The organism is Cellulomonas biazotea, from assembly GCF_004306155.1.
GTDB classification, from domain to species: domain Bacteria; phylum Actinomycetota; class Actinomycetes; order Actinomycetales; family Cellulomonadaceae; genus Cellulomonas; species Cellulomonas biazotea.
This window is the reverse complement of the sequence record NZ_BIMR01000149.1, coordinates 1-12,921: the sequence shown is the minus strand read 5'-3', so window position 1 is coordinate 12,921 and position 12,921 is coordinate 1. Positions and strand designations below refer to the sequence as shown.

General features: G+C 75.6%; 15 protein-coding genes and 1 tRNA gene. 8 read left to right on the top strand and 8 right to left on the bottom strand.

The window, feature by feature from the left end:
* Positions 1 to 113 precede the first annotated feature (113 nt).
* Positions 114 to 845, top strand: coding sequence for a phosphatase PAP2 family protein (locus CBZ_RS10740; RefSeq protein WP_130781547.1), 732 nt, complete (start codon positions 114 to 116; stop codon positions 843 to 845).
* On the opposite strand, the gene CBZ_RS10735 is transcribed toward CBZ_RS10740, so the two are convergent.
* The 5 genes from CBZ_RS10735 to CBZ_RS22135 all read right to left on the bottom strand — a co-directional run bounded on the left by CBZ_RS10735 (position 823) and on the right by CBZ_RS22135 (position 3,501).
* Entirely contained in the window at positions 823 to 1,383 is a 561-nt protein-coding gene (locus CBZ_RS10735; RefSeq protein WP_174768660.1) for a hypothetical protein, read from the bottom strand. The genes CBZ_RS10740 and CBZ_RS10735 overlap by 23 nt on opposite strands.
* 111 nt (positions 1,384 to 1,494) lie before the next feature.
* Entirely contained in the window at positions 1,495 to 1,833 is a 339-nt protein-coding gene (locus CBZ_RS10730; RefSeq protein ID WP_130781546.1) for a cupin domain-containing protein, read from the bottom strand.
* A 98-nt stretch (positions 1,834 to 1,931) separates the two neighbouring features.
* Positions 1,932 to 2,594 (bottom strand): DUF2510 domain-containing protein, encoded by a 663-nt coding sequence (locus tag CBZ_RS10725; RefSeq protein ID WP_165446731.1) that lies wholly within the window; start codon positions 2,592 to 2,594, stop codon positions 1,932 to 1,934.
* A 47-nt stretch (positions 2,595 to 2,641) separates the two neighbouring features.
* Positions 2,642 to 3,259, bottom strand: a complete 618-nt coding sequence (locus tag CBZ_RS10720; protein WP_130781545.1) for a dihydrofolate reductase family protein — start codon at positions 3,257 to 3,259, stop codon at positions 2,642 to 2,644.
* Between the two features lie 50 nt (positions 3,260 to 3,309).
* Positions 3,310 to 3,501 (bottom strand): DUF2510 domain-containing protein, encoded by a 192-nt coding sequence (locus CBZ_RS22135; protein WP_165446730.1) that lies wholly within the window; start codon positions 3,499 to 3,501, stop codon positions 3,310 to 3,312.
* 119 nt (positions 3,502 to 3,620) lie between these two features.
* Here CBZ_RS22135 and CBZ_RS20850 point away from each other — a divergent pair, with 119 nt between their 5' ends.
* The 4 genes from CBZ_RS20850 to CBZ_RS10700 are packed head-to-tail and all read left to right on the top strand — an operon-like array spanning position 3,621 to position 6,601.
* Positions 3,621 to 4,055, top strand: a complete 435-nt coding sequence (locus CBZ_RS20850) for a hypothetical protein (protein ID WP_165446729.1) — start codon at positions 3,621 to 3,623, stop codon at positions 4,053 to 4,055.
* A gap of 60 nt (positions 4,056 to 4,115) precedes the next feature.
* Positions 4,116 to 4,469 carry an ArsR/SmtB family transcription factor gene (locus tag CBZ_RS10710; protein WP_174768659.1) on the top strand — a complete coding sequence of 118 codons (354 nt, stop codon included), beginning with the start codon at positions 4,116 to 4,118 and terminating at the stop codon, positions 4,467 to 4,469.
* Positions 4,466 to 6,187: a SulP family inorganic anion transporter gene (locus CBZ_RS10705; protein ID WP_130781544.1), complete on the top strand. Its 1,722-nt coding sequence runs from the start codon at positions 4,466 to 4,468 to the stop codon at positions 6,185 to 6,187. Before CBZ_RS10710 ends, CBZ_RS10705 begins: the two co-directional genes overlap by 4 nt.
* 60 nt (positions 6,188 to 6,247) lie before the next feature.
* Complete coding sequence (locus CBZ_RS10700) at positions 6,248 to 6,601, top strand: inorganic diphosphatase (protein ID WP_130781543.1); 354 nt, start codon at positions 6,248 to 6,250, stop codon at positions 6,599 to 6,601.
* A 128-nt stretch (positions 6,602 to 6,729) separates the two neighbouring features.
* On the opposite strand, the gene CBZ_RS10695 is transcribed toward CBZ_RS10700, so the two are convergent.
* Positions 6,730 to 6,819, bottom strand: a tRNA-Ser gene (locus tag CBZ_RS10695).
* A gap of 75 nt (positions 6,820 to 6,894) precedes the next feature.
* Here CBZ_RS10695 and CBZ_RS10690 point away from each other — a divergent pair.
* Positions 6,895 to 7,731, top strand: a complete 837-nt coding sequence (locus CBZ_RS10690) for an NAD-dependent protein deacetylase (RefSeq protein WP_130781542.1) — start codon at positions 6,895 to 6,897, stop codon at positions 7,729 to 7,731.
* Between the two features lie 12 nt (positions 7,732 to 7,743).
* Here CBZ_RS10690 and CBZ_RS10685 read toward each other — a convergent pair whose 3' ends face one another.
* Positions 7,744 to 8,262, bottom strand: a complete 519-nt coding sequence (locus CBZ_RS10685) for a nucleoside deaminase (protein WP_246013271.1) — start codon at positions 8,260 to 8,262, stop codon at positions 7,744 to 7,746.
* 73 nt (positions 8,263 to 8,335) lie between these two features.
* Between CBZ_RS10685 and upp the strand changes: the two genes are divergently transcribed.
* Positions 8,336 to 8,971 carry a uracil phosphoribosyltransferase gene (gene upp, locus CBZ_RS10680; protein WP_130781541.1) on the top strand — a complete coding sequence of 212 codons (636 nt, stop codon included), beginning with the start codon at positions 8,336 to 8,338 and terminating at the stop codon, positions 8,969 to 8,971.
* Positions 8,972 to 9,257: 286 nt separating this feature from the next.
* Complete coding sequence (locus CBZ_RS10675; RefSeq protein ID WP_130781540.1) at positions 9,258 to 9,923, top strand: SDR family oxidoreductase; 666 nt, start codon at positions 9,258 to 9,260, stop codon at positions 9,921 to 9,923.
* A 74-nt stretch (positions 9,924 to 9,997) separates the two neighbouring features.
* Here CBZ_RS10675 and CBZ_RS20845 read toward each other — a convergent pair.
* The coding region (locus tag CBZ_RS20845; protein ID WP_507762210.1) for a COG1361 family protein at positions 9,998 to 12,921 on the bottom strand (2,924 nt) is incomplete at its 5' end.

The window sequence follows — 12,921 nt, the reverse complement described above, 5'->3', positions numbered from 1 at the left end:
TCGGCTACCGAGGCTGGGGCGCCCCGACTCCCCCACCCGCCGACGTCCCCGACGTCCCCCACGGCGGCGACCCCGTCGACGCCCCGACCCGACCCACCACCCAGGAGGGCTGAGTGCACACGTTCCTGCACCGCTACGAGCTCGACACCACCGCGCCCAGCGCGCGCGAGTTCTGGCGCGACCTGTCACGACGCGCCCTGCTGCCCGCCGTCGCGCTGTGGGTCGTCGTCGTGGGCGTCGGGCTGCTGCTCGTCGGCCCGCTCGGCAACCTGCCCGCCGAGGCCCCCGTCAACCAGTGGTTCGTCGAGCGCCGCACCGCCACCCTCAACATCGTCACCATGTTCCTGTCCGGCATCGGGCAGACGGAGTTCCTCATCGGCGCATGCGTGCTCACCATCGCGCTCGTGTGGTGGCGGACCAAGCAGTGGTGGTTCGCGATCGTCCCCGGGATCGCCGTGGCCGTGCAGGCGCTCGTTTTCATCACCGCCGCGGTCGTCGTCGGACGCTCCCGCCCCGAGGTCGAGCACCTCGACGACTCCCCGCCGACGTCCAGCTACCCCAGCGGCCACACCGGCGCCGCGACGGCCTTCTACCTGACGCTCGCCGCGCTGTGCCAGCGGATCGGCAACCCCGTGCTGCGGTGGGTCGCGACCGTGCTCTGCCTGCTCGTGCCGTTCTGCGTCGGCATCGGCCGCATGTACCGCGGGATGCACTCCCTCACGGACGTGCTCATGGGGTTCGTCAACGGGGTCGCGTGCGCGGTCCTCGCGTGGAACTACCTGCGCCGCGACGTGAGCGGTACCCGCGCCGGACGGGGCGCCGTCAGCGCCGGCCGGAGCCGCTGACGGCGGCCGCCTCACGGCCCGCAAGCCGGGCGAGCGTGAGCAGCTGCTTGCGCATCATCACGAGGTCGCCCCACGCGAGCAGCCGCCGCGCGCCGGTCGCCCGCCCGGGACGACGCGCCCCGACCCGCAGCACCGCGACGATCCGCGACCGGTCCGGCCCGTCGTCGAACGCCGCGTACGTCACCGTCACCGGCCCGAAGAACCGCACCGCGCGCGGCTCGGTGATCCGCATCGTCAGGTGCTCGCCGGGCACGACCTGCTCCAGCGTGAAGATCTCCATCATCCGCGTGCCCGGCGTCAGGTCCTCCACCTGGACCGTCCGCGTCCGCGGGCTGCGGCGCCCCCGGTTGTCGACCAGGTCGTAGCTGTACGGCGCGTCCCGCAGCTGGCACAGCCACGCGAACGCCGTCGCCGCCGGGGCGTCGACGCCGACCGCCCGCACCAGCCGGACCGGGAGGTCGTCGCCCGCGGCGTCGCACGCGTACGTCCGCGCGACCTCCTGCGGCCGGGATCCCCACGTCGCCCCCGTCAGGTCCATGTCGCGCCCCCTCCGTCGCCGCTGCGACCGACGCTAGGGCCGCGGGGCGGGGCGGGCCACGGCGCCTCAGCCGCCTCTCAGCGGGGCGGCGGCCCGCCGTCGAGCGCCGCGTCAGGCGTACGTGCCGCGCGCCACGCCCGTGACCGTCGTCAGCAGGAAGACGCTGTCCTCCAGCGCGACCACGGAGTGGCGCTCGTGCGTGAGCACCCACAGCTCGCCCGCCGCGGGCTCCGCCTGGACGTCCTCCGACTCGACGCGCACACGCCCGCGCAGCACCTGCAACGTCGCCGCCGCCGGCGAGTTGTGCTCCCCCAGGCGCGAGCCCGCGGTCAGTGCCAGGACGGTCTGCCGGAGCTCCCCGTCGTGCGCGACGAGCTCCGCGCTGCGCCCGTGCGGGTCCTGCCGTGCCTGCTCGAGATGCTGGGCCACGAGTGCGGTCAGGTCGATCACGCCGGGTCTCCTCCACGCGCAGGGACGGTCGCGCCGATCCTAGGAGCGCTGCGATCCTGGCGCGCCCTGGGCCGGCGCCCCGCCGTCACCCGACGCCACTACTCGGTACCGACGCCCGAGACCAGGAACCAGACCCCGGCTGCGCTGCCGATCAGCCCGCCGATGATGGCGAACACCGCGCGCCCGCGTCCGTGCCCGCCCGACCGCGCCCGGACCATCGCCCAGACGCCGAACCCGAGCGCGACCGGCCCGAGCGCCCAGATCGCGAGCGCGAACAGGCCGAGGTACCCCGCGAAGACCGACTGCCACGACCGTCCGACCGGCACGACCCAGTGCAGCGCGCTCCCCGGCCCGTGGTCCTCGGCGGCGGGGGCGGCCACGAAGCCCGGCCCGTACCCCGGTGCGTATCCGGGCGCGTAGCCCGGCGCGGGCGGGTAGTCGCTGCGCTGCCCGTACGTCGGCGCCTGCCCGTAGCCGTTGACCTGGCCGTAGGCAGCCTGCGGGTAGCCCGCCTGGCCGTGCGCGCCCTGGCCGTACGCGCCCTGGCCCTGCGCCGCCTGGCCGTACGCGCCCGCCGGACCGCCCGCGAACCCACCACCGCCCGCGGACACGGGAGCGGGCGGCGCCCACCCCTGCGCGGCGGGCGCGTGCGACGGGTCCGGCGTCGTCTGCTCCGTCCAGGCGTGACCGTCGAACCACCGCAGCACGCCGGGCGTCACACCGTCGGCGTACCACCCGGGCGCGGGCGCAGTCTGGCTCACGTCCGAGTTGTCGGCACCGGAGCGCCCGCGCTTGAGCGCGGCGGCCGTCAGTCCGTCCCGGCGCCGGGCACCTTGTCGACGACGTCCTCGTAGCCCGCGTCGCCGGGCACCTCGCCGGGCGCGTAGACCAGCCGGACGACGCCCGTCGGGAAGACGTCGGAGCGCAGCAGCCGCAGCGGGTAGACGGCGTCGCCCTCGTCGAACAGGCGCTCGCCGGAGCGGGCCGCGACGGGGTGGACGAGCAGCCGGAGCTCGTCGAGGAGCCCTGCGGCGAGCAGCTGCCGGACGACGGAGATCGACCCGGCGACGAGGACCTTGCCGACCTCCGGGTCGGCCTTGAGGGCCCGGGCGGCGGCGACGAGGTCGTCGGTCCGCTCGACGTTGCGCCAGCCCAGGTCGGCGTCGCCGCGGGTGGCGACGACCTTGCGGACGTCGCCGAGCTGGGCCGCGAACGTCGCGTCCTCGCCCCCGGCGGCCTCGCGGTCGGGCCACGCGCCGGCGAACGAGTCGTAGGTGACGCGCCCGAGCAGCAGGACGTCGACGTCCTCGTAGTCCTCCCCGACGGCGGCGCCCATGTTCGCGTCGAAGTACGGGAAGTGCCACGCCGGGTCGATCTCCGCGACGCCGTCGAGCGAGATGAACAGGGTGGAGACGAGGGTCGCCATCGGGTCCTCCAGGTCGGGGCCGCGCCCGGAACGCGCGACCACCCGGACGATCAGACCACGGTGGGCGGTGCGGGGACCACGCCTCGGCGGTTGCGGCCTGCCCGCGGGCCCGGCGGGGGCGGCCCGGGGACGGCCGACGTCGGCAGGACGTGGTCGGTCCACGCCCTGCCGTCGAACCATCGCCGCTGCCCGGGCGTGCGCGAGTCGGGGTACCAGCCCGCGGGAGTCGTCCTGCGCCTCACGTCTGGTGTCTCGGCACGGCCGCGCCGTGACTTGAGCCGGTCCGAGTCGCGTGCGCCCGGCCGTGTGACCGCGCGCGGAGGGCGTTCCCGACGTCGGCACCGCGCTCTACGGTGCGGCCATGCGACCCAGGCTGCGTGCGGCGTGCGTGTCGGCTGCGGCCTGCGCGCTGGTCGCGCTGCTCGCCGCGTGCTCGGGCCCGACGGAGCTGACCTGGGAGGAGCACTGCGCGCAGCTCCGGTCGACGGCCGTGGCGGACGTCGCGGCGGTCGCGACCCCCGACGGCGTCGAGGTGTCGTGGAGCGTCCCGGACCCGGTCGGCACGCAGGCGTTCGACGTGCACCGCACGGACGGGCGCACCGGCTGGCGGCTGGTGGCGCAGGTCGAGCCGGACGTCGACGCACCCGGACGGTGGTCGGTGGTCGTCGACCGTGACGACGAGCCGTCGGGCGCGCGGGGTGCGTCGTACGCGGTCCTGCCGGAGGGCTGCCCGGTGGAGGACGTCGAGGGCGACCTGCAGGCGTTCGTCGTCGCCGAGGGCGGCCCGACGTCCTAGGTGGGGGCTCAGCCGCGTCGGTATGATGCATCCATCAATCCGTCATGTGACGAGGACCCGGTGGACAAGCAACCCCTCAACGAGATCAAGGCCAACCTGTTCAAGGGTCTGGCCCACCCGGTGCGCATCCGCGTCCTCGAGCTGCTGTCGGCGGCCGACGAGGTGCCCGTCGCGACGCTGATCGCCGAGACCGGGCTGGAGGCGTCGCACCTGTCGCAGCACCTCGCGGTCCTGCGGCGCTACCAGCTCGTCGAGTCGGAGCGCCGGGCCAGCACCGTGTACTACCGCCTCGCGTCGGCCCACGTCGCCGAGCTGCTGCACGTCGCCCGCGCGCTGCTCACCGAGATCCTGGAGACCACCCGGGACCACCTGGTGCTGAGCACCGGCACGCGACCCGGCTCGGCCGACGCGTGAGCGCCGACGGCTCCTGGCGCACGCTGCTCCCGTCGGCCCGCGACTACGCACCGCTGCGCGCGTCGTGGCGTTCGGACCTCGTCGCGGGCCTGACGGTCGGCGTCGTCGCCCTGCCCCTCGCGCTCGCGTTCGGCGTGAGCTCGGGCGCGGGCGCCGCGTCCGGCCTGGTCACCGCGGTCGTCGCCGGCGTCGTCGCGGCGGTCTTCGGCGGCTCCCACGTCCAGGTGTCCGGGCCGACCGGCGCGATGGTCGTCGTGCTCGCCCCGATCATCGCCCAGCACGGCACGGCCGCCCTCGGGATCGTCTGCCTGCTCGCGGGGGTGTTCGTCGTCCTCGCGGGCGTCCTGCGGCTCGGCCGGACCGTCGGCCTGATCCCCTGGCCCGTCATCGAGGGCTTCACGCTCGGGATCGCCGTCGTCATCCTCCTGCAGCAGGTCCCCGCCGCCCTCGGCGTGCCCGCCGCCGGCCACGACACCAACACCGCCGTCGCCGCGTGGCAGGTCCTGCACGAGCTCGACCGGTCGCGCGCCGCCTGGTCGCTCGGAGTCGTCGCCGTGGTCGCCGCCGTCATGGTCCTCGCGCCGCGCGTGCACCGCGCCCTGCCCGGGTCGATCGTCGCGATCGCCCTGGTCACCGCCGTCGCGACGGTCGTCGACCTGCCGCTCGCGACCATCGGCGCCCTCCCGTCCGGCCTGCCCGCCCCGTCGCTGCCCGCGCTCGACCTCGGCATGGTCACGCAGCTCGTCGTCCCCGCCCTCACCGTCGCCGCGCTCGCCGCGATCGAGTCGCTCCTGTCCGCCCGCGTCGCCGCCTCCCACTCCGACACCGGCCCCTACGACGGCGACCGCGAGCTCGTCGGCCAGGGCCTCGCGACCCTCGCCGCGGGCGTCTTCGGCGGCATGCCCGCGACCGGCGCGATCGCCCGCACCGCGGTCAACGTCCGCTCCGGCGCCCGCACCCGCGTCGCCGCGATCACGCACGCCGTGCTCCTGCTGCTCGTCGTCGTCGCCGCCGGCAGCGTCGTCTCCCGGATCCCCCTCGCCGCGCTCGCCGGGGTCCTCATCGTCACCGCCGTCCGCATGGTCTCCGTCGCCACCGCCCGCACCGTCGTCGGCTCGACCCGCGCCGCCGCCGTCCTGTTCGCCCTCACCGCCGTCATCACCGTCAGCGTCGACCTCATCTACGCCGTCGGGATCGGCCTCGCCGTCGCCGCCGTGCTGTCCCTGCGCACCATGGCCCGCGCCGCCGGCGTCCACCGCGAAGAGCTCCCCGGCCCCGCTGAACCCGGCGACGAGCACATCGCGCTCTTCCGCATCGAGGGCTCCCTGTTCTTCGCCGCCGCCGAACGCGTCCTCGACCGTGTCGCCACCATCCAGGACGCCGACGTCGTCATCCTGCGCCTCTCGCAGGTCCAGGTCCTCGACGCCACCGGCGCCCAGACCCTCCACGAGCTCGTCGCCGGGCTCGAACGCCGGGGCGTCACCGTCCTGGTCAAGGGCATCCGGCACCAGCACCTGCCCCTCGCCCGGCACGTCGGGGTCGTCGAGGCGCTGCGCGACGAGTCCCACCTGTTCGACGACCTCACCCCTGCCGTCCGCCGAGCCCGCGACCTCGTCCACGAGGCCCGCGGGGTGTCCCCCGCGTCGAGCGCGCCGGTCTCGGCGCTGAGCGGCGCTGGGGCAGGGAGGGACGTCGACGACGCGCCTCCCGTCGACTGACCGTCCCCTCGCGACCTCCCGCCACTCGTCGCCGACGCGCACCCCACCGATCGGAGCCCCATGACGTCATCGCCGGACTTCTGGCGCGCGCTCGACCAGCTCGTCGACGACTGCCCCCTGGTCGTCGACCGCCCCCGCGGCATGCCCCACCCGCGGATCGCGGCCTACGTCTACCCGCTCGACTACGGCTACCTCGACGGTTCCCACGGCGGCGACGGCCAGGGAGTCGACGTCTGGCTGGGCAGCGGCGGGCCGCGGGTCACCGGCGTCCTCGCGACCGTCGACCCGTTCAAGCGCGACGCGGAGGTGAAGGTGCTGATCGGCTGCACCCCGGACGACGTCCGCCTCATCACCGAGTTCTACGCGCCGCAGCCCCAGCAGTTCCTCCACGTCGCACGACCCACGGCGGTCTGAGGAGGACGACCGGCCGTCGCCGACACCGCGCCTGGCACACGCCCGGCAACGGCGCACGTGTCGACGCTGGACGGAAGAACGACGAAGGGCCCCACGTCCGCATGATCATGCGGGTGGGACCCTTCGACTGGCGGTAGCGGTGGGATTTGAACCCACGGTGGACTTTCACCCACACACGCTTTCGAGGCGTGCTCCTTAGGCCGCTCGGACACGCTACCTCGCGGAGAAGAGTACCCGGTCGCGGCCGTTGCTCCGAATCGGCCTCTCACGGGTGGGACGCCTACCGTGGTCGGGTGACCGACACCCTCCCCGCCCCGGCGGGTTCGCTGGCGGACGTGCTGGGCGTGCTGACCGGCCGTCGCCTCACGGTGCTGACAGGTGCGGGCGTCTCGACGGACTCCGGGATCCCCGACTACCGGGGCCCCGACTCGCCGCCGCGCACCCCGATGACGTTCCAGCAGTTCACGGGTGACGAGCGGTTCCGGCGGCACTACTGGGCCCGCAACCACGTGGGCTGGCGGCACGTGCACCGGACGGAGCCGAACGCGGGGCACCGGGCGCTGGCGCGGCTGGAGCGGGACGGCACGGTGCTGGGTGTGATCACGCAGAACGTGGACCTGCTGCACGAGGCGGCGGGCTCGCAGAACGTCATCGACCTGCACGGACGGTACGACCGGGTGGTGTGCCTGTCGTGCGGGACGGTCGTCGGGCGGGACGAGCTGGCGGCGCGGCTCGACGCGTTGAACCCGCACTTCGCGGACGAGGTCGTCGCGGACGTGGAGATCGCCCCGGACGCGGACGCGGTGGTCGAGCGGACGAGCCACTTCGTCGTCGCGGACTGCGCGGTGTGCGGCGGGATGCTGAAGCCCGACATCGTCTACTTCGGGGAGACGGTGCCGCGGGAGCGGGTCGAGCGGGCGTACGCGATGGTCGACGCCGCTGACGCACTGCTGGTCGCGGGCTCGTCGCTGACGGTGCAGTCGGGGCTGCGGTTCGTGCGGCACGCCGCGCAGGCGGGCAAGCCGGTGGTGATCGTCAACCGCGGGGCGACGCGCGGGGACCGCTACGCGACGGTGACGCTGCACGCGGGGACGTCGGAGACGCTGACGGCGCTCGCCGACGCCCTCTGACCCAGGCGAACGTCAGACGTACGAGTCGCGCGCGCCGTCCTCGCGCTGCGCCTCGAAGAACCGTTGGAGCAGCAGCCCACACTCCTCATCGCGCACCCCGCCGACGACCTCCACGCGGTGGTTGAGGCGGCGGTCGCGGACGACGTCCCACTGCGACCCGCACGCGCCCGCCTTCGGGTCCCAGGCGCCGAGGACGAGGCGCGGGATGCGCGCCAGGACGATCGCCCCGGCGCACATGAGGCACGGTTCGAGGGTGACGACGAGGGTGCAGTCGTCGAGCCGCCACCGGCCGAGCCGCTCGGCGGCGACCCGCAGGGCGACGACCTCGGCGTGGCCGGTGGGGTCGTCGGTGGCCTCGCGGACGTTGTGCCCGCGGCCGACGACCTCGCCCGTCGGGCCGACGACGACGGCGCCGACGGGGACGTCGCGGCTCAGGGCGGCGCGGCGTGCCTCGTCGAGCGCCAGGCCCATCGCCCACGCGTCGAACGGCTGCAGCGCCCGACGCGGACCGTGATCCGTCATGGTGGTCATGATCGCGCAGCCGGGGCCGTCGGTGGGGACGTTCGGGGCGTCCACCTGGTGGGACTGCCGGTAGGTTGTGCGCATGCGCCTGCACGTCGCGGACCACCCGCTCGTCGCCCACAAGCTCACGGTCCTGCGGGACAAGGGCACGCCCTCGCCGACCTTCCGGCTGCTCGTCGACGAGCTCGTCACGCTCCTCGCGTACGAGGCGACGCGGGACGTGCACACGGACACCGTGCAGATCGAGACGCCGGTGACGACGACGACCGGCGTGAAGCTCGCCGACCCGCGTCCGCTCGTCGTGCCGATCCTGCGCGCGGGCCTCGGCATGCTCGAGGGCATGACGCGCCTGCTCCCGACCGCCGAGGTCGGGTTCCTCGGGATGCAGCGCGACGAGGAGACGCTCGAGGCGATCACCTACGCGAACCGGCTGCCCGACGACCTGTCGGGCAGGCAGTGCTTCCTGCTCGACCCGATGCTCGCGACCGGCGGGACGCTCGTCGCGGCGATCGACTACCTGCTGGCCCGCGGTGCGCGCGACGTCACCGCGGTGTGCCTGCTGGCCGCGCCCGAGGGCCTCAAGGTCGTCGAGGACTTCGTGGGTGACCGCGCGGACGTCCAGGTCGTCGTGGCGGCGGTCGACGAGCGGCTCAACGAGAAGGCGTACATCGTGCCGGGCCTCGGCGACGCGGGCGACCGCCTGTACGGCGTCGTCTGACAGAGGCGCAGTGGGGCAAGGTCCGACCACACCCGATCGGCGCGAACGGCGTGGCGCCCGGCGGCATGCCCGCATCCTGAGACTTCCGCGGCGAACCCTGGGGCGGACCGGGGCGCGGTGCCAGCATCGCGGCTCCTCGACCGGCTCGGGGGACGCCCGTCGAGGCGCGCGCTGCCGGGCCGCCCAGCGGTCTGGGGGACCAGGGAGGTCCGGCAGCGCGACCTCCCGACCGCCCCGCCGGACCCTTCCGGTCGCCCGTCCGGCACGCGCTGCTTACCGTGAGGACATGCGCATCGCCATCGCGGGAGGGCACGGAAAGGTCGCGCGCCACCTCTCGCGCGCACTGGCAGCCCGGGGTGACGTCCCGGTGGCGCTCGTCCGGCAGCTCGCGCACGTGCAGGACGTCGGCGACGACGGCGCCGAGCCGGTCGTCCTCGACCTGGAGCGGGCCAACGCGCGCGACGTCGCCGAGGCCGTCGCGGGTGCGGACGCCGTCGTGTTCGCCGCGGGCGCCGGGCCGGGCAGCGGCGCCGACCGGAAGGACTCCGTCGACCGCGCGGCCGCCGCGCTGCTGGCGGAGGGCGCCGAGCAGGCGGGCGTCCGGCGGTACGTGCTCGTCTCGTCGATGGGTGCGACGTCGGCGCCCCCGGACGGCACCGACGGGGTGTTCGCCGCCTACCTGCGTGCGAAGGCCGCCAGCGAGGAGGACCTGCGGGCGCGGGACCTCGACTGGACCATCGTCCGCCCCGGTCGCCTGACCGACGACGAGCCGACCGGCACCGTCCGCCTCGACGCGCACGTCCCGGGCGGGGCGGTGCCGCGCGCGGACGTCGCCGCGGTCCTCGCGGCCGTGCTGCACGCGCCGCTGACGGCGGGGCTGGTCCTGGAGCTCACCGAGGGCGTCGTCCCGGTGGACGCGGCGGTCGCGGCCGTCGTCGAGCCCGCCGACTGACCACCGTCGCGCGCGCCTGACGACTCCGCCGCTGCGGGGCGACACCGGCGCCTCGGGACGGCCACCGCAGGCCGTCAGCGGGCGTCGGCTGGTGTGCTCGTCGTGACGGGCTGGGTGCGGAGCGTGACGACGCCGATCAGGTACTGGTCGCCGTTCGTCGTCGCGGTCAGCGAGCTCACGTCGCCGCTGAGCACGGCGGGCGCGAAGCCCTTCGCGTCGGTGCCCAGCGAGTTCGACCACCGCCAGCCGCGCGCGGTCGAGTCGAACGCATTGTTCGCCCCGGACGCGGGCGTCGTCCCGTCCCACCGCTCGGGCACGAGCGGCCGCACGCCGTCGAGCAGCAGCCGGTCGCCGACGGCGGTCCGGTCACCCTCCCAGCCGACGACGCCGATCCGGGCGGTCGTGCGGGCCTCGGCGGCGAACTCGAACACGGGCGGCTCGGACGAGGTGCCGATCCACGCTCCGCCGTCGTACACGGTGACGGTCGCGTCGGTGCCGGGGTCGGCGTAGACGACGACGAGCGCCCAGCCCGCGTAGTAGGAGCGGTTGGGGTCGTTGCGGGTGGCGCGGACGGCGGCGTCGGCGACGGACCACCGGCCTGCGCCCTCGGCGGCGACCTGGTCGGTGACGTCGACGAACGCCTGGTAGTACTGCCGGCCGGCGTTGTCGCCGACGACCCGGACGTCCGTCGGATCCGCCTTGAGCGTCCGGTAGGCGGTGGCGGGGCCGCGGAGGCGGACGACGGCGGGGTCGCCGCTCCACGTGTCGCCGGGGCCGATGTTCGCGGACCAGTAGAGCCCGGCGAACGCGATCTCCCGGCCGGCGGGGACGTCGAGCTGGGCCGCGGACGACACCCGGACGGCGGGCCGCTCTCCGGTCGCGTCGGGCAGGTCGGGTCCTTCGTCGAGCTCGACCATGTCGAAGCTGTTGTTGTCGCGGTCGCCGTTCTGCAGCGCGGGCACGCACGTCGTGAGCGAGGTCCGGCAGGTCAGCAGGGGCGCGCCGACCTCGGTGACGGCCCAGCCGCCCTCGAACCGCCCGCGTGGGCTGAGCCCTGCGGAGGAGGTGCGGACACGGCTCGACGCGGAGACCTGCGCCGCGCCCGGAGCAGACGCCACGGCGACGACGTGACCCTCGGCGCTGCCTGACCACCGCACGTTGACCAGCGCGTCGATGGTCGCACCTGCGGGAAGCTGCCCGACGGCGCAGCGAATGTGTCGCAAGTCCACCTGCTCGCACCACTTGCTCGTCGGCCCGCCCAGGTCGGTGACCGTCAGCGCAGCCGGGAGCGTGAGCGTGGCGACAACGGTTTCGGCATCGGCCGCCGCGACCCCGCCGGCGCTGCTCACCGCGAACGACACGGTGCCGGTGGTGGCGTCCTTCGCGAGTGTCACGATCGGCTCCGCGACCGTGAGGACCGGCGCGGTCGCCGTGAGGGCCACCCGGTGCTCGGCGGCGGGGTCGGCACCGGGCGCCTCGACGCGGACGACGAGGTCCCCGAGGGCGCCCACGGACCCGGCGTCGGGGTCGACGCGGACCGCGAGCGCCACGGACTGCCCCGGCGGCAGGCCGTCGCGCGTGCAGGTGAGGTCGACGCCGTCGGTCGGTCCGCAGGACCAGCCGTCGACGGGCGCGTCGGGCCATGTGGTCCCGGCGGGGCGGGTGAGCCGCGCGACGACCCCGGCGGCGGGCACGTCCCCGGCGTTCCCGACGGTGAGCGCAGCGCCGAGACCTCGACCCCGGGCGAGGGCAGCCGTGGCAGGTCCGTCGACGCCGAGGCGCGCGGGCCGCACGACGTCGAACGGCACGGTGAGGTGCTCGGGGGCGCGCGAGCCGGTGGGCCGCAGGTCGAGACCGATGACGTGCGTCCCGACCTCGCCGGGCTCGCGCGCGGTGAGCAGCAGCGACAGGGGTGCGGCGGCGCGCGCGGCGATCCGGTCGAGGCTGCACGTCACGGTGCGTCCGGCGCCGTCGGCGCATGCCCAGGGGGCGCTGCCGGGGGCGACGGCCCAGGCCAGGCCGGTGGGGAGCTGGAGGGTCGCGGTGGCGGCGGTGGACCCGAGGGGCGAGCCGCCGACGTTCGCGAGGTCGAGGTCGAGCTGCTGGGCGCGGCCCGAGTGCAGCGTCAGCGGCGCGGGCTGGGTGCGCAGCGCGAGGCGCGCGGGGGCGGCGTGGATGCGCACCGGGATGCCGGGCGACCGGTACGTGAGGCCGGCGCCGTTGACCCGCAGGCCGACCTGCGCGTCGAGCCCGTCGAACGTCTCGTCGATGGAGACCTTGAGCGCGAGCTGGGCCACGCTCGCGGGTGCGAGCCGGGCGAGCGTGCAGCGCACGACGGGACTGCCGCCGTCGCACACCCAGCCCTGTGCGGCCATGACGGCGAACCCGCCGCCACCGAGCCCCTCGACGGCGGCGGCGGCGATCCCGTCGACGGTGACGCCGGTCGGCAGGGTCACCTCGGCGACGAGGTCGGTCGCGACCGTCCCGCCGGAGTTGCGCACGCCGAAGGCGAGCTCCTGACCGGCGAGGCCGGCGGCGAGCACGAGCCCGTCGGCAGGGACCTCGACGGAGACCGCGGGCGGCGCGGGAGCGGGCGGCGGTGCGACGGTCGGGTCGGTGCCGGGGTCGGTGGTCGGCGCGACGGTCGGGCGGGGCGCGGGGCGGGTGGTCGTCTCGTCGGCGTCGTCCGCCTCGTCGTCGGCGAGGAGGGTGCCGCGGTCGAGGTCGGGCACGGCCGACGGCGACGGCGTGGGCGTCGGGGCGGGCGCGCTCGGCGTCGGGGTGGGTGCGGTCGTCGGCGTCTCGCTCGGCGCGGGCGTGGAGATGCTGGGGGACGGGGCCGCGACCGGCTCGTCCTCGGAGCCGAGCAGCCCGTAGACGCCGACCGCGGCGATCGCGGCGACGGCCACCGCACCGGCGGCGATCGCGGCGGCGCCGAGCGGGATGGCCCCGAGGAACGCGGCGACGCCACCCGCGGCGGCCCCTGCACCGGCGGCAC

Bases quoted from the DNA above. Each gene is read 5' to 3' on its own strand.
- CBZ_RS10720 (WP_130781545.1), bottom strand. From the start codon at position 3,259: ATGGCGACCCTCGTCTCCACCCTGTTCATCTCGCTCGACGGCGTCGCG.
- CBZ_RS10675 (WP_130781540.1), top strand. From the start codon at position 9,258: ATGCGCATCGCCATCGCGGGAGGGCACGGAAAGGTCGCGCGCCACCTC.
- CBZ_RS10735 (WP_174768660.1), bottom strand. From the start codon at position 1,383: ATGGACCTGACGGGGGCGACGTGGGGATCCCGGCCGCAGGAGGTCGCG.
- upp (WP_130781541.1), top strand. From the start codon at position 8,336: ATGCGCCTGCACGTCGCGGACCACCCGCTCGTCGCCCACAAGCTCACG.
- CBZ_RS10685 (WP_246013271.1), bottom strand. From the start codon at position 8,262: ATGACCACCATGACGGATCACGGTCCGCGTCGGGCGCTGCAGCCGTTC.
- CBZ_RS20850 (WP_165446729.1), top strand. From the start codon at position 3,621: ATGCGACCCAGGCTGCGTGCGGCGTGCGTGTCGGCTGCGGCCTGCGCG.
- CBZ_RS10700 (WP_130781543.1), top strand. From the start codon at position 6,248: ATGACGTCATCGCCGGACTTCTGGCGCGCGCTCGACCAGCTCGTCGAC.